Raw genomic sequence first — 20,351 nt, 5'->3', positions numbered from 1 at the left:
GAGCATCTTGATGTCAAGGTAATTCTGGGGGATGCTGGACACCATGACGACGCCCACGTGGAACCCCACCCAGTACCTGCGGCACGCCGACCACCGGGCCCGCCCGTTCGGCGACCTCCTGGCGCGCGTCCCCGACCCGCCGACCGCCCGCCCGCGTATCGCGGACCTGGGCTGCGGCCCCGGCAACGTCACCGTCCGGCTCACCGAGCGCTGGCCCGCCGCGCACGTCACCGGCTACGACAACTCGCCCGAGATGCTCGCCAAGGCCGAGGACCGCGCCGGGGCCACCCCGGCCGGCGGCAGCCTGGACTTCGCCCACGCCGACGTCCGCACCTGGCGGCCCGAGGAGCCCTACGACCTGATCGTCAGCAACGCGACCCTCCAGTGGGTGCCCGGTCACGCGGACCTCTTCGCGGCCTGGATCGACGGGCTCGCCCCCGGCGGCACCCTCGCCTTCCAGGTCCCCGGGAACTTCGCCTCCCCGAGCCACCGGCTGATGCGCGAACTGGCGGACTCCCCCCGCTGGCGCGACCGCCTCGCGGACGCCCTGCGCCACGACGGGGCGATCCTCACCCCCGAGGCCTACCTGGAGCGTCTGACGGCCCTCGGCTGCACCGGCGTGGACGTCTGGGAGACGACGTACGTCCATCTGCTGACCGGCGCCGACCCGGTCCTGGACTGGGTGAAGGGCACCGGGCTGCTCCCCGTGCTCACCGCGCTCGCCGACGACCCCCAGGCCCGGGACGCCTTCGTGGCGCAGTACCGGGCGGCCCTGCGCGAGGCGTATCCGCCCGGCCCGCACGGCACGCCGTTCCCCTTCCGCCGGGTCTTCGCCGTCGCCCGCAAGGAGTCCTGATGATCAGCGCGCTCGACCATGTGCAGCCGGCCGCGCCGCCCGGTTCCGAGGACCGGCTGCGCGCCTTCTACACCGGTGTCCTCGGCATGACCGAGATCCCCAAGCCCGCGGTGCTCGCCGCGCGCGGGGGCTGCTGGTTCATGGCCGGGCCCGTCCAGCTCCACCTCGGCGTCGAGGAGCACTTCCGGCCCGCCCGCAAGGCCCACCCGGGGCTGCGCGTCACCGGCATCGAGGCCTACGGGGCCCGGCTCGCGGCGCACGGGGTGCGGGTGCGCCGGGACGCGGAGCTGCCGGGGCACCGGCGGTTCTCCTGCGAGGACCCGGTCGGCAACCGCATCGAGTTCCTGGAGCCGTCTGCCCCCGGGACCTGAGGCCCTGGGGCGTGATGCGGCACGAGGGGGACCCGGAGGCGCGGCTCAGGCCTTGCGGCGCCCTATCAGGTGAGGCTTGGCCTCCAGGCCGTCCAGGCCGTGCCAGGCCAGGTTCACCAGGTGGGCCGCCACCTCCGCCTTCTTCGGGCGGCGCACGTCCAGCCACCACTGGCCGGTCAGGGCGACCATGCCGACCAGGGCCTGGGCGTAGAGGGGGGCCAGCTTCGGGTCGAAGCCGCGGCTCTTGAACTCGCGGCCCAGGATGTCCTCCACCTGGGTGGCGATGTCCGAGATCAGCGAGGCGAAGGAGCCCGTGGACTGGGGGATCGGGGAGTCCCGGACCAGGATCCGGAAACCGTCCGTGTACTCCTCGATGTAGTCCAGCAGCGCGAAGGCGGCCTGCTCGCACAGTTCCCGGGGGTGCCCGGCGGTCAGGGAGCCGGTCACCATGTCCAGCAGGCGGCGCATCTCACGGTCCACGACGACCGCGTACAGGCCCTCCTTGCCGCCGAAGTGCTCGTACACCACCGGCTTGGAGACCCCGGCCTTCGCCGCGATCTCCTCGACCGAGGTGCCCTCGAACCCCTTCGCCGCGAACAGGGTGCGACCGATCTCCAGCAGTTGCTGACGGCGCTCCGCACCGGTCATCCGGGTACGGCGCGCGCGCCGGGGCTTCTCGTTGCTCGGGGTGCTGCTGGAGTCGGTCGCCACGGCGTCCATCATGCCGCCTTCGCGGCCTCCGTCCCGCGCCGGGAGTCGTCATCGCCGGTGTTCCGCCGCGAATCGATACGCGAGCGTGACGGCCAGCGCACGTCGTACGCCCAGCCGGCCAGCTCGAACCAGCGGATCAGCCGGGCGGAGGAGTCGATCTGCCCGCGCATCACACCGTGCCGCGCCGAGGTCGGGTCGGCGTGGTGCAGGTTGTGCCAGGACTCGCCGCAGGACAGCACCGCCAGCCACCACACGTTGCCCGAGCGGTCCCGGGACTTGAACGGGCGCTTGCCGACCGCGTGGCAGATGGAGTTGATCGACCAGGTGACGTGGTGGAGCAGCGCCACCCGCACCAGCGAGCCCCAGAAGAAGCCGGTGAACGCTCCCCACCAGGACATCGTCACCAGGCCGCCGATCAGGGCCGGCAGGGCCAGCGAGAGCATCGTCCACCACAGGAACTGGCGGGAGATCGCCCGGATCGCCCGGTCCTTGATCAGGTCCGGCGCGTACTTGTCCTGCGGGGTCCGCTCCTCGTCGAACATCCAGCCGATGTGCGCCCACCACAGGCCCTTCATCAGGGCCGGGACGGTCTCCCCGTAGCGCCAGGGGGAGTGCGGGTCACCCTCCGCGTCGGAGAACTTGTGGTGCTTGCGGTGGTCGGCGACCCAGCGGACCAGCGGGCCCTCCACGGCCATCGAGCCCGCGACGGCCAGCGCGATGCGCAGCGGGCGCTTGGCCTTGAAGGAGCCGTGGGTGAAGTAGCGGTGGTAGCCGATCGTGACGCCGTGGCAGGCGAGGTAGTAGAAGAAGACCAGCAGACCGAGGTCGAGCCAGCTCACACCCCAGCCCCAGGCCAGCGGCACGGCCAGGGCGAGGGCCGCGAAGGGGACGACGATGAAGCCCGCCAGCGCGAGCTGCTCCACCCTCCCCTTCTTGTCGCCGCCGAGCGTGGCTGAGCGAAGGGGGGTGTCGTCGTTCGCCCGCGGGGCGTCTTCGATCACATCGGAGCTCGTGGTCATGGGCGTCCCCTGGGGGGTCGAGGGTGTGAGTCGAATGCCGGTGGCTCGGGGAACCGTTCCCTGCTTCCGTTACAACGATCCCTACGGTTCCGTAACCTACGGCGTCGTAAGTATGGCAGCGCGTCGCCCGGCGGCAAGGGCCCGTGAGCCTGCGCGTCCGGACCGGCACCTATCCTGGAGTCGGTCGGACAGCGCGGTCCGCTCTGACTACTTCCCGGATGTCCGGCCCGTATGCGGCAGCCGCCGCGCGAGACGTGCCTCCGGGTTCCCTCCAGACGAGCTTCAACACTGCAAGGAGCCGCACCTGTGAGCAGTGCCGACGACCTGACTACGAGCCCCACGTCGACCAGCGAGCTGCGCGCCGACATCAGGCGCCTGGGTGACCTCCTGGGCGAGACCCTCGTCCGGCAGGAGGGTCAGGACCTTCTCGACCTGGTCGAGAGGGTACGACGACTCACCCGCGAGGACGGCGAGGCCGCCGCGGAGCTGCTGCGCGGCACCGAACTCGACACGGCGGCCAAGCTGGTGCGCGCGTTCTCCACCTACTTCCACCTCGCCAACGTCACCGAGCAGGTGCACCGCGGCCGCGAGCTGCGCGCCAAGCGCGCCGCCGAGGGCGGTCTGCTGGCCCGCACGGCGGACCGGCTCAAGGACGCCGACCCCGAGCACCTGCGCGCGACGGTGAAGAACCTCAACGTCCGCCCGGTCTTCACCGCGCACCCCACCGAGGCCGCGCGCCGGTCGGTGCTGAACAAGCTCCGGCGCATCGCCGCGCTGCTGGAGACCCCGGTCATCGAGGCCGACCGCCGGCGCCACGACACCCGGCTGGCCGAGAACATCGACCTCGTCTGGCAGACCGACGAGCTGCGCGTGGTCCGTCCCGAGCCCGCCGACGAGGCCCGCAACGCCATCTACTACCTGGACGAGCTGCACGCCGGCGCCGTCGGCGACGTGCTGGAGGACCTCACCGCCGAGCTGGAGCGGGTCGGCGTCCGCATGCCGGACGACACCCGGCCGCTCACCTTCGGCACCTGGATCGGCGGCGACCGCGACGGCAACCCCAACGTCACCCCGCAGGTCACCTGGGACGTGCTGATCCTCCAGCACGAGCACGGCATCAACGACGCCCTGGAGATGATCGACGAGCTGCGCGGCCTGCTGTCGAACTCCATCCGCTACACCGGGGCGACCGAGGAACTGCTGGCCTCGCTCCGGAGCGACCTCGAACAGCTGCCGGAGATCAGCCCCCGCTACAAGCGCCTCAACGCCGAGGAGCCGTACCGGCTGAAGGCCACCTGCATCCGGCAGAAGCTGGAGAACACCAAGCTGCGCCTGGCCAAGGGCATCCCGCACGAGCAGGGCCGCGACTACCTGGGCACCAGCGAGCTGCTGGCCGACCTGACGCTGATCCAGACCTCGCTGCGCGAGCACCGCGGCGGACTCTTCGCCGACGGCCGGATGGACCGCACGATCCGCACGCTGGCCGCGTTCGGCCTCCAGCTCGCCACCATGGACGTCCGCGAGCACGCGGACGCCCACCACCACGCCCTCGGCCAGCTCTTCGACCGGCTCGGCGAGGAGTCCTGGCGGTACACCGACATGCCGCGCGACTACCGCGCCAAGCTGCTCGCCAAGGAGCTGAGGTCGCGCCGTCCGCTCGCCCCCACCCCGGCTCCGGTGGACGCGGCCGGCGAGAAGACCCTCGGGGTCTTCCAGACCGTCCGGCGGGCGCTGGAGGTCTTCGGACCCGAGGTGATCGAGTCGTACATCATCTCGATGTGCCAGGGCGCCGACGACGTCTTCGCTGCCGCGGTGCTGGCCCGCGAGGCCGGACTGATCGACCTGCACGCGGGCTGGGCGAAGATCGGCATCGTGCCGCTGCTGGAGACCACGGACGAGCTGAAGGCCGCCGACACCATCCTGGAGGACATGCTCTCGGACCCGTCCTACCGGCGCCTGGTCGCGCTCAGGGGCGATGTCCAGGAGGTCATGCTCGGCTACTCCGACTCCTCCAAGTTCGGCGGCATCACCACCTCGCAGTGGGAGATCCACCGCGCGCAGCGGCGGCTGCGCGACGTCGCCCACCGCCACGGTGTGCGGCTGCGCCTCTTCCACGGCCGCGGCGGCACCGTGGGCCGCGGCGGCGGCCCCTCTCACGACGCGATCCTCGCCCAGCCCTGGGGCACCCTGGAGGGCGAGATCAAGGTGACCGAGCAGGGCGAGGTCATCTCCGACAAGTACCTGGTGCCGTCGCTGGCCCGGGAGAACCTGGAGCTGACCGTCGCGGCCACGCTCCAGGCGTCCGCGCTGCACACCGCCCCGCGCCAGTCCGACGAGGCGCTGGCCCGCTGGGACGCGGCGATGGACGTGGTCTCCGACGCGGCCCACGCCGCGTACCGCAGGCTCGTCGAGGACCCGGACCTGCCGAACTACTTCCTCGCGTCGACACCGGTGGACCAGCTCGCCGACCTGCACCTCGGCTCCCGCCCCTCCCGCCGCCCCGGTTCGGGTGTCTCCCTGGACGGTCTGCGGGCCATCCCGTGGGTGTTCGGCTGGACCCAGTCGCGGCAGATCGTGCCGGGCTGGTTCGGTGTCGGCTCCGGTCTGAAGGCGCTGCGCGAGGCGGGCCTGGACACGGTCCTCGACGAGATGCACGAGCAGTGGCACTTCTTCCGCAACTTCGTCTCCAACGTCGAGATGACGCTCGCGAAGACGGACCTGCGCATCGCCCAGCACTACGTGGACACCCTCGTCCCCGACGAGCTCAAGCACGTGTTCGACGTCATCAAGGCCGAGCACGAGCTGACCGTCCGTGAGGTGCTGAAGGTGACGGGCGAGACGGAACTGCTCGACGCCGCCCCGGTGCTGAAGCAGACCTTCTCCATCCGGGACGCCTACCTGGACCCCATCTCCTACCTCCAGGTCGCCCTGCTCAAGCGCCAGCGCGACGCCGTGGCGGCCGAGGAGGAGGCGGACCCGCTGCTCTCCCGGGCGCTGCTGCTGACGGTGAACGGTGTGGCGGCGGGCCTGCGCAACACCGGCTGACGTTCCGCGACACCCCGCGCACCACGGTGCCCCCGAGCCTCGTCCGGCTCGGGGGCACCTCTGTACGCGGGGAGTGCCGTCACATCGTCAGGAACGCGGCCGTGAGCAGGAGGACGCCCGTGCCGGCCAGCACCTGCGCGGCCCGGGTGCGGCGCAGGCCGCCCGCGACGACGACCGAGGCCAGCAGCAGCGCGCCGCCGAGCGGGACCCAGGCGTAGACGATGCCGGCGGGACCGGAGCGGACCACCTCGTCGCCGCCCGGTTTGACGACGACCGTGTAGGTCTCGCCCTTGCGGACGGCCGCCGTGTGCTCGATGACGACGCGGTCCCGGGGCTGCGAGCCCGGTGACAGAGGGGTGTAGGGGCCGGCGCAGGTGTCACGGGCGCAGCGGGTCACCTCGACGGTGCCGCTCTCGCGCCCCTTGGTGAGCATCACGTGCTGGGCGGTCCCCCAGGACGCCCAGACACCCGCGATGAGGATCAGCGCCGCGACCGTACCCATGGCCGCGACGCGTCCGAAGCGGAGCGCGGCCGAGGCGCCCTGGCCGGACTTGACGGCAGTTGGCATGGCCGCGATCTTTGGCCATTGCCTCGCTGAAAGTCAATCTCCCCCGGAGCGGTCCGCTCCGCGGGGCGGCGGTCCTACGCGTTGTACGTGCCCTGCGCCCGCTCCAGCCCCTCGATGACCAGGCACTCCGCCGCGTCCGCCGCGCGGTCCACGAAGTAGTCCAGCTCCTTGCGTTCGGTCGCGGAGAAGTCCTTCAGCACGAAGTCCGCGACCTGCATCCGCCCCGGCGGGCGGCCGATGCCGAACCGGACCCGGTGGTAGTCCGGCCCCATGGCCTTCGTCATCGACTTCAGACCGTTGTGCCCGTTGTCCCCGCCGCCGAGCTTCAGCCGCAGCGTGCCGGGGTCGATGTCGAGTTCGTCGTGGACGGCGACGATGTGGTCGACCGGCACCTTGTAGAAGTCCTTCAGGGCGTTCACCGGGCCGCCGGAGAGGTTCATGAACGACATCGGCTTCACCAGGACGACCCGCCGGCTCAGGGGGCCGGGCGGACCGATCCGGCCCTCCACGACCTGCGCCTGCGCCTTGCCGGCCCGCTTGAACCTCCCCCCGATCCGCTCGGCCAGCAGATCCACCACCATGAACCCGACGTTGTGCCGGTTCATGGCGTACTCGGGGCCGGGATTGCCGAGACCGGCGATCAGCCAGGGTGCGCTCGGATCGGAAGTCACGTCCATGTCTCCTTGATAGGCCACAGCCGCCGCTCCCGGGGGAACGGCGGCTGTGAATCCGCAGTGGGCAAGCCGATCCGCCGACCGGGCTCGCGATCAGGCCTCGGCGGGCTCTTCGGCCGCGGCGGCCTCCTCGCCCTCGGCGGCCTCCTCGGCCTGCGCGGCCAGGACCTGGAGGACGACGGCGTCCTCCTCGACGGCCAGAGTGACGCCCTTGGGCAGGGTGATGTCCTTGGCGAGGACGGAGGCACCGGCCTCCAGGCCCTCGACGGAGACGGTGACGCCCTCGGGGATGTGGGTGGCCTCGGCCTCGACCGGAAGCGCGTTGAGCACGTGCTCCAGCAGGTTGCCGCCGGCGGCCAGCTCGCCCTCGGCGTGGACCGGGATCTCGACGGTGACCTTCTCGCCGCGCTTCACGAGCAGCAGGTCGACGTGCTCCAGGAAGCCCTTGATCGGGTCACGCTGCACGGACTTCGGGATCGCCAGCTCGTTGCCCTTGCCGTCGATGTCCAGGGAGATCAGGACGTTCGGCGTGCGCAGCGCGAGCAGCAGCTCGTGGCCCGGGAGGGTCAGGTGCTGGGGCTCGGTGCCGTGACCGTAGAGAACGACGGGCACCTTGGACTCGCGGCGGATGCGGCGCGCGGCGCCCTTGCCGAACTCGGTGCGGGACTCGGCGGCGAGCTTGACCTCGGACATGTGGATCACTCCTCGTAGGGTGAGAGACGGACAGGTCACCCGGCCACGAACGGCCTGCTACGAAGAGCGCGTCGATAACGGACCGCCATACCCCGAAAGACGGGTACGGCCTCCCTCGCCGAGCAACCTGAGCAGTCTACTCGGCGGGGAGGCCGTACCCAAAAGGATCTTCGAGGAGCTTCTACTGCTCGTCGAACAGGCTGGTCACCGAGCCGTCCTCGAACACCTCGCGCACCGCGCTGGCGATGGTCGGCGCGATCGACAGGACCGTGATCTTGTCCAGGTCGTCCGCCAGCTCGCCCGGGGTGGGCAGCGTGTTGGTGAACACGAACTCGCTCACCCGCGAGTTCTTCAGGCGGTCCGCGGCGGGACCGGACAGCACGCCGTGCGTGGCCGTCACGATGACGTCCTCCGCGCCGTGCGCGAACAGGGCGTCCGCCGCGGCGCAGATCGTGCCACCGGTGTCGATCATGTCGTCCACCAGGACGCACACCCGGCCCTTGACCTCGCCCACGACCTCGTGGACCGTCACCTGGTTCGCCACGTCCTTGTCGCGCCGCTTGTGCACGATGGCCAGCGGCGCGCCGAGCCGGTCGCACCAGCGGTCCGCGACCCGTACCCGGCCGGCGTCCGGCGAGACCACGGTGAGCTTCTCGCGGTCGACCTTCTTGCCCACGTAGTCGGCGAGCAGCGGCAGCGCGAAGAGGTGGTCCACCGGGCCGTCGAAGAAGCCCTGGATCTGGTCGGTGTGCAGATCGACCGTGAGGATCCGGTCGGCGCCCGCGGTCTTCATCAGGTCCGCGATCAGCCGCGCCGAGATCGGTTCACGGCCGCGGTGCTTCTTGTCCTGCCGCGCGTAACCGTAGAACGGCACGATGACGGTGATGGAGCGGGCCGACGCGCGCTTCAGGGCGTCGATCATGATCAGCTGCTCCATGATCCACTGGTTGATCGGAGCCGTGTGGCTCTGGATCACGAAGCAGTCCGCACCACGCGCCGACTCCTCGTAGCGCACGTAGATCTCGCCGTTGGCGAAGTCGAAGGCCTTGGTCGGGACGACCCCGACACCCAGCTGGTGGGCGACCTCCTCGGCAAGCTCGGGGTGGGCGCGGCCGGAGAAGAACATCATCTTCTTCTCGCCGGTCGTCTTGATCCCGGTCACAGCACTGTCTCCTCAGAGGTGTCTCAGCTGGATGCGAGAGGCCGAACCAGCCCGTCCCGGATGGCACGAGCGGCCGTCTCAGCTGGTAGGTGCGGATGTGCACTTATCACGGTACGCCGTCCCGGACGCACCTGTTTCCAGTCAGCTTTCGCCTTCCGGCTCCCGAGAAGCGCTCTCGGCGGCCTTCGCCGCCGCGCTGCCCGGACGCTTGCGGGCCACCCAGCCCTCGATATTCCGCTGCTGACCGCGGGCCACGGCCAGCGAACCGGGCGGTACGTCCTTCGTGATCACGGACCCGGCGGCGGTGTACGCGCCGTCCCCGATGGTGACAGGAGCCACAAACATGTTGTCCGAACCCGTGCGGCAGTGCGACCCGACCGTCGTGTGATGTTTGTCCTGTCCGTCGTAGTTCACGAAGACGCTGGCGGCACCGATGTTGGTGTGGTCGCCGATGGTCGCGTCCCCGACGTACGACAGGTGCGGCACCTTCGTGCCCTCGCCGATCGAGGCGTTCTTGGTCTCGACGTACGTACCGATCTTGCCCTTGGCGCCCAGCCGGGTCCCCGGCCGCAGGTACGCGAACGGGCCCACCGTCGCCTGAGCGCCCACCTCGGCCCGGTCCGCCACCGTGGTGTCCACCCGGGCGCCAGCCCCGACCCTGGTGTCGGTCAGCCGCGTGTTCGGGCCCACCTCGGCGCCGGCGCCGACGTGCGTCGTGCCCAGCAGCTGCGTGCCCGGGTGCACCAGGGCGTCCTGCTCGAAGGTCACCTCGACGTCGACCCAGGTCGTCGCCGGGTCCACCACCGTCACGCCGGCCAGCATCGCCTCGGTGAGCAGGCGGTCGTTGAGGATCCGCCGCGCCTCGGAGAGCTGCACCCGGTTGTTGATGCCGGCGATCTCGCGGTGGTCACCGGCCACGCAGGCCCCGACCCGGTGCCCCGCCTCGCGCAGGATGCCGAGCACGTCGGTCAGGTACTCCTCGCCCTGGCTGTTGTCCGTGCGGACCTTGCCGAGCGCGTCGGCGAGCAGCTGCCCGTCGAAGGCGAACACCCCGGAGTTGATCTCGCGGATCGCCCGCTGGGCGTCGTCGGCGTCCTTGTGCTCGACGATCGCGGTGACGGCCCCGGAGGCCGCGTCCCGCACGATCCGCCCGTACCCGGTGGCGTCCGGCACCTCGGCGGTCAGCACGGTCACGGCGTTGCCGTCGCCGGAGTGGGTGGCGGCGAGGTCGCGCAGGGTCGCGCCGGTCAGCAGCGGGGTGTCCCCGCACACGACGACGACGGTCCCGTCGACGGTGCCGCCCAGCTCCTCCAGGGCCATGCGTACGGCGTGCCCGGTGCCGTTCTGCTGCGCCTGCACCGCCGTGCGCACCGCGGAGTCGGTCCCGGCGAGGTGCGCGGTGACCTGCTCGCGGGCGTGGCCGACGACCACGACCAGGTTCTCGGGCTGCAACTCGCGGGCGGCGGCGAGCACATGGCCCACCAGGGAACGGCCGCAGATCTCGTGCAGGACCTTGGGTGTGGCCGACTTCATACGGGTGCCCTCACCCGCTGCGAGAACGACGACGGCTGCCGGGCGAATGGCGCTCACGGATGTGCCCTTCGGCTTTTGGGATGAGGTGGGGTGACCACCGCAGGATACCGGGGCGTTTCATGCCGGACATGAGTGCGGGCCCTGACTGAGCTGTCAGGACCCGAACTTTTCAGCTCCGCCAGCTGGATTCGAACCAGCACTACAGGGCTTCAAAGGCCCGCGGGCTACCAGTTACCCCATGGCGGATGGCTGCGTCAGACCTTACCTGAGACGCGCCGTCGCCTGAGCCACCATTCCTGACCACCACCCTTCGATCTGGCGGTAGAGCTCGGCTCCCTGGGAAACCCGGATGACCAGGCAGCCCCGGTAGTCCTCGCCGACGTTCTTACGCACGGTCTTGGGGTTGTGCTTCTTGATCGTCGTCTTCTGGAAGGCGGAGATCTCGACGCCCACCAAGTCCGCCCAGTACTGCTTGGCCCGCTCGACATCCGCGGTGATGTGAATCATCACGCGGTAGCTCAGGCGCTCACTGTTCACGCCGATCAGGCGGAGCCACGCGAGGTAGAGCTCCACCACGCCGGGGTCACTGTTCACGAAGAGCACGTTCTCCCGGCGGTCGTAGGGTTTGTCCTTTGCTCCCTCCGCCCAATACAGGGCGACGCCCGCCAGGAACAGTTCACGGTCGGACATCTCGCCCACTTCCGCGGCTGCCGCCGCTTTGGTCCGGCGACGCTGCTCGTCCCGTACGGCCAGCTCATGTTCCCAGCGTTTACGGGCCGCGAGTTTTGCCTGCTCCGTTGGATGACGGCGTTCCGGATTGGGGAGATCCCGTACCCACAAGGAGATCGAGCTCTTGGAGCAGCCCAGTTCGACCTGGATCTGGTCGTACGTCAAGCCCTGGAGCCGTAGTTCGCGGGCCCTTTCCCTCAGGTCGTCCTTGGCGTTGGGGCGCTTCGTCCATTCAGGAGGGGGCTCGCCCTCCAGGAGGCGATTGAGGAGGTCGTTGTTGTCGACGCGTAGTTCGTCGCGGATCCGGCGTCGGCTGAGCCCGGCTCGTCGCAGTGCCACCGCCCGCTCGCGGAGTGCCTCGAAGTCGGCGTACTTGCTCTGTGGATGTGCCATAGGCATACCGTCGGGAGGAATGATCGGTTCCGGTGTCGAACGGTGAGCGATTCAGCAGTTCGAGGTATTTCGGGCGCTATCGTCGCCGATCGCTCGCGCGGTGTGGTGTAGGCCAGTCGTCGAAAGTCACCGGAAATCCGGCGCGTACCGACCGTAGGCTGGAGGCATGACCACGACGGGGGAAGACCACACGGCGGACCGGGCGGGGCCCGGACCGTGGTGGTGGGACAGGTGGCGCAGCGCGGTTCTGGACATATCTCTGGCCGCCGTGTCCGCGCTGGAATGCGGGGCGAAAGGGTTCGCCTTCGCCGCGGACGCGGGGATACCGCGGTTCGTGGGCGTGCTGTTCGGGGTGCTGGCCGGCTCGGTGCTGGTCGTGCGGCGGCGCTGGCCGATCGCCGTCGTGCTGGTGTCGATCGCGGTGATGCCGGCCCAGATGGGCTTCCTGATGATCGTCGTGGGTCTCTACACCCTCGCCGCCTCGGAGCTGCCTCGGCGGATCATCGCCGCGCTGGCCGGGATGTCGCAGATCGGGATGCTGATCGTGACCTTCGTCTGGCTGCGCCAGGGCGTGGACCAGGGCGACCTCCAGTACGGGGACTGGTTCGTGCCGATCGGCGCGATCACCACCTCGCTCGGCATGACGGCTCCGCCCGTGCTGCTCGGGCTGTACGTCGGGGCCCGGCGGCGGCTGATGGAGTCGCTGCGGGAACGGGCGGACAGCCTGGAGCGGGAGCTGCAACTGCTCGCGGAGCGCGCCGAGGAGCGCGCGGAGTGGGCGCGCGGCGAGGAACGGACCCGGATCGCGCGCGAGATGCACGATGTCGTCGCGCACCGGGTGAGCCTGATGGTCGTGCACGCGGCGGCGCTCCAGGCGGTCGCGCGCAAGGACCCGGAGAAGGCCGTCAAGAACGCGGCCCTGGTGGGCGACATGGGGCGGCAGGCCCTGACCGAACTGCGCGAGATGCTCGGTGTGCTGCGGGCCGCGGACGGCAGGGCCGAACGGCGCGCGGCGGTGCCGCTGGCCGCGGTGGGCGCCGCGGCGGCGGCCGCGGCCTCCCGGGCCGCGGAGGACGAGGGCGCGGCGGCCTCGGCCGAGGGGCCGTGCCTGTCGGAACTGGACGAGCTGATCGGGCAGTCGGCCGCGGCGGGGATGGTGGTGAACCTCTCCGTCGAGGGTGACGTCCGCAGCTACGCGCCCGAGGTCGAGCAGACCGCGTACCGGGTGGTGCAGGAGGCGCTGACCAACGTCCACAAGCACGCGGCGGGCGCGAAGACGCAGGTACGGCTCGCGCACCGGCTGGCCGAGATCGCGATGCAGGTGGAGAACGAGCCGCCGCCGGAGCTGACGTCCGGCTCCCTGGCGAGGCTGCCCTCGGGCGGCAACGGCCTGGTCGGCATGAAGGAACGGGTCTCCGCCCTGGGCGGCGTCTTTGTCTCCGGCCCTACGGACGCGGGGGGCTTCCGCGTCTCGGCGGTGATCCCGGCGGCTTAGAGCTTCGGACAAAAGTGGGGCCCGGGGCTCGGGGCGGCACCGGTTCCCGGAGGGGACCTGTCCCTGTCGGTGGGGCGGGCCGCTGCCGGTGAGGTCGGCTCCGACGTGCTCGGGGTGGCTCAGGGTGCTGTCAGGCGGATGGGTTCCGCGCCGGCGACCAGGGTGGTGAGGGCCATGTCGATGTCCTGGCCGAGGTACCAGTCGCCGGTGTGGTCGAGGGTGTAGACGCGGCCCTCGGTGTCGATGGCGAGCAGGGCGTGGGTCTCGGTCTCGGCGCCGAGCGGGCAGACCTCGGTGTCCAGGGCGCGGCCCAGGTCCCCGAGGGTGCGGGCCATGTGCAGACCGTGCAGCGGGTCGAGATGGACCGCGGCCGGGGCGACCTGGCGGCCGGGCCCGGGGGGCGCGAGGCGCAGTCCGCCGAACTCCGCCCACGCCTCCACCGCGGCGGGGAAGACGGTGTGCCGGTGGCCGGCGGGGGAGGTGTGCTCGCGCAGGGCGTCGGCCCAGATCTCGGCCTGCTTGATGTCCCAGCGGCCGGGCTGCCAGCCGGCGGCGCGCAGGGCCGCGTCGACGGGCACGGCGAAGCGGGTGGTGGACGTGCGGGGATCCGGGTGCATCTGCCCTCAATCGTGCGGAGTTCGAAGGTGGCGTCGGTCGTCAGCCGTCGGTGCTCGCGGGGTCGACGACGCGGACGCCGAAATGCGCGCTGAGGGCGGTACAGGCGCGGCACGGCGCGGCGAAGCTGCCGTGCAGCGGGTCGCCGTCCTCGCGGATGCGGCGCGTGGTGAGCTTGGCCTGCTTGAGGATCTTGCGCGCCTCGCCACTGGTCAGCGGTTTGCGGGCGGCACGTTTGCTGCGCGCGGAATCGGCGGTGGTGAGGTGCCGGGAGATGAGGATCGTCTCGGCGCAGCGGCCGGTGAACCGGTCGCGCTGGGCGCTGGTGAGCGCGTCCAGGAAGTCCTGGACCAGCGGGTGCAGGGCGGGCGCCTGGTCGCCGCGGGCCGCGGTGCCGGTGAGGGTGGCGCCGCGCACGGAGAGGGCCGCGGCGATGGTGGGGAGTATGCCGTCACGGCGGTGGCGCAGGACGGGGGCGTGCGGCGCCTCGGTGGCACTCCAGCCGACCCGGGGGTCGCCGGACGTGCTGGTTCTCGCGCCCCCATGAGGTCCTGTCTGCGTCGCGTTCATGATCGTCATCCCCTCCCGAGCATCCCCCCGGACCCCACAGAGTGCCAAACGGCGTGGCTGGTGCGGAAGCTGGGGCGGCGCGACACGCCCGGGTCTGGGCAGGCTGTCACGGCAGGGTGACGGCTGGTCACGGAAGCGGAGGGGCCCTGACCGGGGCCCGGTGACCGGTGTCGTCCTACCGCATAGGCTGTCGGCACCGCGATCCATGCGGCCTACGCGTGGAGACAGACGATACGGGGCGCAGTGGCCTAGGCCGGACATTGCGTGCCGTACCAGGATGCCGCAGGGGGCAACTGCCATGACGACAGGTCGGCTCGGGCTGGGGGCACCTCCCGGCCGTCAGGCCGGGGGACACGCCGTGCCGCCGAACGCGCCCTACGCCGGGCAGGTCGTGCACTTCCCGGACCCGGTCAGGGCAGCCCGCCACCCCAGGGGTGTGCGGATGGACGAACACGGCTATCCCGACTTCTCGCCCTACGCGCGCGCGGCCGCGGAGATCGCGGACCCGCCGGAGGGCTTCGGGGTCGACGAACTGCGGCTGACCGACTACGTGTCGGCGAACGCGGCCCTCGCGGCGACCGGACACGAGCTGTGGGACACGGTGCCGTCGGTGGCGACGCCGCACGGCTGGACCTGGCACCACGTGCTGGGCTCGCGGCGGATGGAACTGGTCCCGGTCGAGGTGAAGGCGCTGCTGCGGCACCACGGCGGCATCGCGACGGCCGCGGTCGACCAGGACAAGCGGGGCACCCGCCCGCTCCAGGAGACGCGCCCCGCCCACATAGGGCTGCCGAAGTCCGGTACCGCGGTGAGCGAGTCGCAGGTGCTGGGCGTGGAGGAGGATCTCGGCTACCGGCTGCCCGGCGCCTACCGGTCCTTCCTGAAGGCGGCCGGCGGCTGCGCCCCGGTGGGCACCGCGCTCGACGCCGAACTGGGCCTGCTGATCGACCAGCCCTTCTTCACGGTCCGCGACGAGGCGGCCGTCAACGACCTGGTCTACGTCAACAAGTGCCTGCGCGACCATCTGACCAAGGACTACCTGGGCGTCGGCTTCGTCCAGGGCGGGCTGCTGGCCGTGAAGGTCAAGGGCGACCGCATCGGTTCGGTGTGGTTCTGCGCCTACGACGACGCCCGCGACGTCGATCCCTCGTGGGCGCCGGCCGACCGCGTGGCGCGGCTGCTGCTGCCGTGCGGTGACGACTTCGACGCCTTCCTGTCCCGACTGGCGGGATCCCCGCCGGAGTTGGAGACGGTGGCGAACCTGATGGTCGACGGCGGCTTCGCCCGTGCCGTGCCGGTGTCCGCCTCCATGGCTGGGGAGTGAGTTTCGCAATGGTGACGTTCGCTCAGGCGCAGGAGCGCGCCGAGGAGTGGATCAACGGCGACGTGCCGTCGTACCAGCACCGTGAGGTGCGGGTGCGGGAGTTCGAGCTCGGGTTCGTGGTGTGGGCCGAGGACCGCGCCGACGGACCCCGCTCGGACGGCGGCGCGCAGCGGCTCGTCATCGCCCGCGACAGCGGCGAGGCCACCCTGTGGCCCGCGCTGCCGGTGGGCGAGGTGATCCGCCGCTACGAGGAGGAGTACGGCCGTCCGGAGGCCGACGAGGAGCCCGCGCCGGCGCCCGCGGCCCGGGTGGACCTGAACCAGACCTCGTTCCTGCTGACTCCGCCGGAGTGGTTGCAGGAGGCGGCGGACCAGATGGGGATTCCCGGGCGCCGCGGCGGGGACACCTCGGGTGCCGGGGTCGCCGCGGGCGCGGGTGCTTCTTCGGGTTCCGGTGCTTCTTCGGGCGCGGGTGCCGCTTCGGGTTCCGGTGCGGCTTCGGCTTCCGGTGCCGCTTCGGGTTCCGGGGCGCTGCCGGAGACGCAGGCAGGTGTGCCCGGTTCGGGGATCGCCGCCGCCGCGACGCCGACTCCCGCGCCGGGGGCGCCCGTTGCCGACGGTGCGGGTGCGGCCTGGCCGGACGCCGGTGCGAGCGACGGCGCGGGGTCTCCCGCGGCTCCGGCGGGGGCGACTCCGTGGGCCGGTACGGACACCAACGCGGACTCCGGTGACGACCGTTCCGTACCGCTGCCCGCGACCGTGTTCGCGCCGCAGCTCGGCGAGGCCGACCACAGCGCGCCGCCGCCCGCCGCGCCGGACGCCAAGACGGCCCTGATGTCGGGCGGCAGCCAGCTCCCGCCGACGGCGGTCACACCGGCGCTCGGCGATCCGGGCACGCCGGGCGTTCCCGCGCCGGGCACGCCCCCGCACGGCGCCCCCGCCCCGGGGGCCACGCCTCCGCCTCCCTCCTCCGCCCCCGGCGGCCCGCAGACCCCGGCCCGGCCGCTCGCGCCGCACGCCGGGGACTGCCGACGCCGCGACGAGCAAGGCGGCCCCGCCGCGCCGGGTGCCGGGCGGCGCCACTCCGCCGCCTCCGCCGGGCGCACCCGGAGCGCCGGGCGTGCGCCCCGGTGCCACTCCGCCGCCGTCCGCGCCGGGCGGCGCGTACGTGCCCACGCAGATGGTCTCCGCGGTCGGCCCCGAGGGGCCCGACGTCCCCGGTGGTCCGGCCGCGCCGACTCCGCCGGGCACCCCCGGGCCGCCCGGTGCGCCGGGAGCCCCCGGCGGCACGCCTCCGGGCGGTGTCCACCACGCGGCCACGATGCTGGCCGACCCGAGCCGGCTGGGCGGCGCCCCGGGCGCCCCGCAGCCTCCCGGCGTCCCGCACGTCCCGGGAGCCCCGCAGCCTCCGGGTGTCCCCGGCGCGCCGACTCCGCCGGGCATGCCCGGCGCCCCCGGCGCCCCCGGTCCCGGTGCCGTGCACCACGCCGAGACCGTGCTGTCGGCGCCCCCGGTCGGCGGCCCCGGCGCGCCCCCGCCGCCCGGCGCTCCGGGCGTCCCCGGAATGGCACCCGGCGCGCCCCAGCCGCCGATGCCGCCCGGCGGGATGCCCCCCGGCGCGGTGCCGCCGCCCGGGCAGCCGATGCCCGGTCAGCAGCCCCCTGCCTACGGCTACCCGCAGCCCACCGGCCAGCCGACCGTGGGCCCCGGCTACCAGGCGGTCCTGCGCTACCGCGCCCAGGACGGCTCCGAGCAGCAGCTGATCCGGCGTTCGGCGCCGGGCACACCGCACCCGGAGTGGCAGATCTTCCACGAGCTGCGCGCCATGAACGTGCCGCCGGACCAGGTGCTGGAGCTGCACACCGAACTGGAGTCCTGCGAACTGCCGGGCGCCTACTGCGCGCGGATGATCCGGGAGCAGTGGCCGCAGGCGCGGCTCGCGAGCATCGCGCCGTATGGCACCGACCACGCCAGTCGGCAGCAGGGCATGGGGCAGCTGCTGGCGCACCAGGGGGAGCTGCACCAGGTGGCGGACGGGCCCGCGCGGCTCGCGCCGGTGCGGGCGCCGCTGCCGCCGGTGCAGCCGACTCCGCCGATCCCGCCGGAGGGCATCGCGCAGGAGCTGGCGGCGGCCTTCGGGCCGGGCGTGTTCCGGTTCGAGCAGGCCGCCGTGTCCCGGCAGGGGGTGCCGCCGATCGTGGCGCACTCGCTGGTCGTGGCGGGGCTGCCGATGGACATGGGCCCCTTCTTCTGGGCGCAGGCCCAGCCGGGGCGGCCCGTGCCGACGCTGGCGGAGCTGGCGGCCGAGCGCGGGGTGCAGCCGGCCGCGGACGCCGGGTCGTACCTGGTGATGGGCAGCGACTTCGGCCGGGCGCTCTGTGTGCAGTACGGCACGGCCAACATCGTCGCCGTGCCGGTGGAGGCGGGTCCGGGCGGTGCCCCGGTGCCGCCGCAGTTCGTCAACACCGGGCTGCCCGAGTTCCAGCGCTGTCTGGCGCTGCTCGGCCGGATGTGGCGGCTGCGGTTCGGGCTGAACCAGGAGCAGGCGGGCCGCTGGACCGTCGACTTCCAGGCCCAGCTGGCCTCGCTCGACCCGGCGGCGCTCGGTTCTCCCGAGAGCTGGTGGTCGGTGCTGCTGGAGCAGATGTGGGACGGCCTGCTGTGACGCGCCGCCGCTGAGCGGCACACGGCTGAGGGAGCCGGGCCCGGTCGGGATGACGACCGGGCCCGGAGCCATGTCCGGAGTGTCGCGTTATGAACCTTTCTTCCGCATACATCAAGATGTCCGCGAAATCATCTTTTCGCGTCCGTCTGATGGAGAGGGGTTCCCGTATGACCGGCACACCGGTCCCGTCCCACGGCTTCACCGCCGTCCGGGGGCGCGGCTACCGTCCCGAGCAGGTCGACGCGTACGCCGCCGCGCTCTGCCGGGACCGGGACGACGCCTGGGAGCGCGCCGCCCGGCTGACCGTGCTCGCCAAGGAGATGGAGGGCGAGGCGGACCGGCTGCGGGAGGCCGTGGCCGGGCTCGCGCCGCAGACGTACGACACCCTCGGGGAGCGCGCCCGGCGGATCCTCCAGCTCGGTCTTGAGGAGGCCGCCGCGCTGCGGGAGGGCGCGGGCGACGAGGCGATGCGGCTCACGGAGGCCGCGCAGGCGTACGCGGACGGGCTGCGCGACGAGGCCCGGGAACACGCCGCGTCGGTACGTGCCGAGGCGGAGGACCGGGCCCGGCAGGTGCTGCTCGCCGCGCGGGCCGAGGCCGACGAGACCCGGATCGCGGCCCGCCGCGAGGTCAAGGCGGGCCGTGCCGAGGCGCTGGACGCGCTGCGCGAGACCCGCGGGCGCACCGCCGGCATCCTCGCCCGGCAGGCCGGGGAGCACGCGGAACGGTCGGCGGCCTTCGCGCGGGAGGCCGAGGAACGGGCGGTCAGGACCGAGGCCCGGGACGTGGAGCGGCTGGCCCGTGCGGAGGCCGCGCTGTCGGAGGCCGAGCGGGTGTTCGCCGAGACCGAGGCCGGGGCGCGCCGGCGGGTGGAGGAGGCGCGGGCGCGGGCGGCGGAGCTGATCGCCGGGGCGCGGGTGCGCGAGGAGCGGATCGCCCGCGAGACCGAGGGGGTGCTGCGGGAGCACGGGGAGCGCTGGGACGACATGCGTGCCCACATGGACCGGATGCGCGACAGTCTCTCCACCCTGACCGGGCGGGCGGCCGCTGAGTAGCGGACGGCGGTGGGGGTGCCCGGGTTTCGTGCCCCGGGCACCCCCTTCCGGATCACTGGAAGGTGATGTCCGAGGTGCTGTAGCGGCAGTACGTGCCGTCGGGGCCCTCGCCCAGGGACGTCGGCTCGGCGCCGGAGCTGTTGCCCTTGAACCGCTCGCAGATGGTGAGGTCGTCGTCCCCCACGACGGTGACGCCCGAGAGGGTCGCGGTGTCGCCGTAGTTGGAGTTGATGCCCACCAGGACCTTGCCGGGCGCGGTCGCCTTCACGTTGCTGAGGACGACGTGCCGCTGGTACTGCGTGGAGCAGTTGCCGCAGGAGCGGACCAGCTTGCCGAAGTCCTCCACCTGGAAGTTGCGGACGGTGAGGGTGCCGGCGCCGTTGAACTGCAGGACCTTGTCGTCCGCCTTGCGGGCGCCGCCGCCGTCCACCAGGTACGTCGCGGAGCTGGACTTGCCCTTGAAGGAGGCGGCGTCCTCGCCGACGTCCTCCCACCACACGTTCTGCAGGGTGCAGCTGCCCAGGCAGTGGACGCCGTCGGCGGCCGGGGAGCCGAGGACGACGTTCTTCAGGACGGCGCCGTCGGCGAGTTCGAACAGCGGGTCCTGGCCCTCGGACTGGCTGTCGCCGCCGAGGTCGCCGGAGCCGTAGAAGCGCTTGAGGGAGCCGTCGTAGGTGCCGGACACCTCGACCGTCGCGCTCACCGCCTGGCTGCCGGTGGCCGTGGGCCAGGCGCCGAGGGTCGTGCCGCTGGTGGCCGTGGCGGTGGCCGAGGCCGTCGCGGTGGGAGTCGCGGAGGCCGTGGCCGTCGCCGACTTGGTCGCGGTGGCCGAGGCGGACGCCGTGGCCGTGGGCGTGGCCGACTTGGTGGCGGT

Annotated in this window: 16 protein-coding genes, 1 tRNA gene and 2 pseudogenes; 7 read left to right on the top strand and 12 right to left on the bottom strand. The window is 72.4% G+C overall.

The genetic code is table 11. From position 1 onward, the window contains the following. Window positions 1-43 precede the first annotated feature (43 nt). Together AB0E07_RS03645 and AB0E07_RS03640 are read left to right on the top strand one after the other, a co-directional pair. Complete coding sequence (locus AB0E07_RS03645) at window positions 44-856, top strand: trans-aconitate 2-methyltransferase (RefSeq protein WP_362245999.1); 813 nt, start codon at window positions 44-46, stop codon at window positions 854-856. Further along, on the top strand, window positions 856-1,227 hold the full coding sequence (locus AB0E07_RS03640; RefSeq protein ID WP_362245997.1) for a VOC family protein: 372 nt from the start codon (window positions 856-858) through the stop codon (window positions 1,225-1,227). Before AB0E07_RS03645 ends, AB0E07_RS03640 begins: the two co-directional genes overlap by 1 nt. Window positions 1,228-1,272: 45 nt before the next feature. Here the strand turns inward: AB0E07_RS03640 and AB0E07_RS03635 are convergent, their stop codons facing one another. Both AB0E07_RS03635 and AB0E07_RS03630 read right to left on the bottom strand, forming a co-directional pair. Beyond that, complete coding sequence (locus tag AB0E07_RS03635) at window positions 1,273-1,950, bottom strand: TetR/AcrR family transcriptional regulator (protein WP_362245995.1); 678 nt, start codon at window positions 1,948-1,950, stop codon at window positions 1,273-1,275. Then, complete coding sequence (locus AB0E07_RS03630) at window positions 1,947-2,957, bottom strand: fatty acid desaturase (protein WP_362245993.1); 1,011 nt, start codon at window positions 2,955-2,957, stop codon at window positions 1,947-1,949. The genes AB0E07_RS03635 and AB0E07_RS03630 overlap by 4 nt, the downstream gene beginning before the upstream one ends. Before the next feature lie 306 nt (window positions 2,958-3,263). Between AB0E07_RS03630 and ppc the strand changes: the two genes are divergently transcribed. Continuing rightward, window positions 3,264-6,002: a phosphoenolpyruvate carboxylase gene (gene ppc, locus AB0E07_RS03625; protein ID WP_362245991.1), complete on the top strand. Its 2,739-nt coding sequence runs from the start codon at window positions 3,264-3,266 to the stop codon at window positions 6,000-6,002. Window positions 6,003-6,081: 79 nt separating this feature from the next. Here the strand turns inward: ppc and AB0E07_RS03620 are convergent, their stop codons facing one another. From AB0E07_RS03620 to AB0E07_RS03590, 7 genes are all read right to left on the bottom strand, one after another. Beyond that, a complete protein-coding gene (locus AB0E07_RS03620) occupies window positions 6,082-6,570 on the bottom strand; it encodes a hypothetical protein (RefSeq protein WP_362245989.1) in 489 nt (162 codons plus the stop codon). 74 nt (window positions 6,571-6,644) lie between these two features. Further along, the gene (pth, locus tag AB0E07_RS03615) at window positions 6,645-7,247 is read right to left on the bottom strand and encodes an aminoacyl-tRNA hydrolase (protein WP_362245987.1); all 603 of its coding nucleotides are present in this window, start codon (window positions 7,245-7,247) and stop codon (window positions 6,645-6,647) included. Between the two features lie 90 nt (window positions 7,248-7,337). After that, window positions 7,338-7,937 (bottom strand): 50S ribosomal protein L25/general stress protein Ctc, encoded by a 600-nt coding sequence (locus AB0E07_RS03610; protein WP_362245985.1) that lies wholly within the window; start codon window positions 7,935-7,937, stop codon window positions 7,338-7,340. 181 nt (window positions 7,938-8,118) lie between these two features. Beyond that, window positions 8,119-9,099 (bottom strand): ribose-phosphate diphosphokinase, encoded by a 981-nt coding sequence (locus AB0E07_RS03605; RefSeq protein ID WP_351928024.1) that lies wholly within the window; start codon window positions 9,097-9,099, stop codon window positions 8,119-8,121. A gap of 141 nt (window positions 9,100-9,240) precedes the next feature. Then, window positions 9,241-10,689, bottom strand: coding sequence for a bifunctional UDP-N-acetylglucosamine diphosphorylase/glucosamine-1-phosphate N-acetyltransferase GlmU (gene glmU / locus AB0E07_RS03600; RefSeq protein WP_362245983.1), 1,449 nt, complete (start codon window positions 10,687-10,689; stop codon window positions 9,241-9,243). A gap of 116 nt (window positions 10,690-10,805) precedes the next feature. Further along, window positions 10,806-10,878, bottom strand: a tRNA-Gln gene (locus tag AB0E07_RS03595). A 15-nt stretch (window positions 10,879-10,893) separates the two neighbouring features. Next, on the bottom strand, window positions 10,894-11,754 hold the full coding sequence (locus tag AB0E07_RS03590; RefSeq protein WP_362245981.1) for a hypothetical protein: 861 nt from the start codon (window positions 11,752-11,754) through the stop codon (window positions 10,894-10,896). Between the two features lie 166 nt (window positions 11,755-11,920). On the opposite strand from AB0E07_RS03590, the gene AB0E07_RS03585 reads away from it, so the two are divergent. Continuing rightward, window positions 11,921-13,249, top strand: coding sequence for a histidine kinase (locus AB0E07_RS03585; protein ID WP_362245979.1), 1,329 nt, complete (start codon window positions 11,921-11,923; stop codon window positions 13,247-13,249). A gap of 119 nt (window positions 13,250-13,368) precedes the next feature. On the opposite strand, the gene AB0E07_RS03580 is transcribed toward AB0E07_RS03585, so the two are convergent. Together AB0E07_RS03580 and AB0E07_RS03575 are read right to left on the bottom strand one after the other, a co-directional pair. Beyond that, window positions 13,369-13,866: an SUKH-3 domain-containing protein gene (locus tag AB0E07_RS03580; RefSeq protein WP_362245977.1), complete on the bottom strand. Its 498-nt coding sequence runs from the start codon at window positions 13,864-13,866 to the stop codon at window positions 13,369-13,371. A 40-nt stretch (window positions 13,867-13,906) separates the two neighbouring features. Next, window positions 13,907-14,443 carry a YwqJ-related putative deaminase gene (locus AB0E07_RS03575; protein WP_362245975.1) on the bottom strand — a complete coding sequence of 179 codons (537 nt, stop codon included), beginning with the start codon at window positions 14,441-14,443 and terminating at the stop codon, window positions 13,907-13,909. Window positions 14,444-14,732: 289 nt separating this feature from the next. On the opposite strand from AB0E07_RS03575, the gene AB0E07_RS03570 reads away from it, so the two are divergent. From AB0E07_RS03570 to AB0E07_RS03560, 3 genes and pseudogenes are all read left to right on the top strand, one after another. After that, window positions 14,733-15,758, top strand: coding sequence for an SMI1/KNR4 family protein (locus tag AB0E07_RS03570; protein WP_362245973.1), 1,026 nt, complete (start codon window positions 14,733-14,735; stop codon window positions 15,756-15,758). 8 nt (window positions 15,759-15,766) lie between these two features. Further along, window positions 15,767-18,422 (top strand): annotated as a pseudogene (locus AB0E07_RS03565) (SUKH-4 family immunity protein). 167 nt (window positions 18,423-18,589) lie between these two features. Continuing rightward, window positions 18,590-19,477 (top strand): cellulose-binding protein, encoded by an 888-nt coding sequence (locus AB0E07_RS03560; RefSeq protein WP_362245971.1) that lies wholly within the window; start codon window positions 18,590-18,592, stop codon window positions 19,475-19,477. A gap of 52 nt (window positions 19,478-19,529) precedes the next feature. Here AB0E07_RS03560 and AB0E07_RS03555 read toward each other — a convergent pair. Continuing rightward, a pseudogene (locus tag AB0E07_RS03555) lies at window positions 19,530-20,210 on the bottom strand (pectate lyase); the annotation flags it as partial. Between the last annotated feature and the right edge of the window lie 141 nt (window positions 20,211-20,351).

Origin of the sequence: Streptomyces sp. NPDC048002, assembly GCF_040653275.1 — a bacterium.
In the GTDB taxonomy this organism is placed as follows: domain Bacteria; phylum Actinomycetota; class Actinomycetes; order Streptomycetales; family Streptomycetaceae; genus Streptomyces.
Note: the sequence above shows the minus strand (reverse complement) of the source record. Positions and strands in the feature narration are given on the sequence as shown.